Raw genomic sequence first — 618 nt, forward strand, 5'->3', positions numbered from 1 at the left:
TAGACCCTGGGAAGCTGTTAACAATAGAAAATGAGATTTATGATCAGCATCGGCCGGATGAACGGAAGGAGGAGAGAGAAGTAACATCGTTTGACCTCCTCGTTAAAAGTAGAGGTAGGGAAGGTTTCGATGAAAAGAAATTTGAACAATGGCAAAAGGTGATATGGCTCTCCGATTTCAGAGCGGACGCTGACAACATGGATCTTCAAAAGGCTTTGAAGCGGATGCATCTGGTCCAAGGTTTTGAGGATAAAGAAATCTACTCACGCTGGTTTGGCCCTCTTTTTGATTCTTTCTTTGATAGAGAAAAAGACGTTGATATGGCTCAGAGTGTCTTTCGTGAGGTGATATTGCAGTTTCTCACAGCTAATCCCTATTCACCTGCCAAAGAAATAATGCAAGGTTGGCTGAAGAGGTTAGATAACCCAGAGAAGTTTTCCTCAAGCCTGAGGAATATTTTTCATTTTGTGAGTTCCATGACTGCAGAGGCTGGGAAAGAATGGCTGTCGTTGACGTTGCGTGCAGTACATGAAGAACAGAGGTTGTTTCAGAAAGCGAAAGAGGCGTTTAGACAATCGGACATCAACCTATTGGGTGAAACGCTTGTTATTTCGCAAA

Annotated in this window: 1 protein-coding gene; it reads left to right on the forward strand. The window is 43.0% G+C overall.

Annotation, left to right across the window (positions count from 1 at the left end; all coding sequences use genetic code 11):
- Window positions 1–197: 197 nt before the first annotated feature.
- Window positions 198–618 (forward strand): hypothetical protein (locus HW443_RS12600; protein ID WP_176238377.1); only part of this gene is annotated, 421 nt, incomplete at its 3' end.

Origin of the sequence: Candidatus Hakubella thermalkaliphila (assembly GCF_013281975.1) — a bacterium.
Lineage (GTDB): Bacteria > Actinomycetota > Humimicrobiia > Hakubellales > Hakubellaceae > Hakubella > Hakubella thermalkaliphila.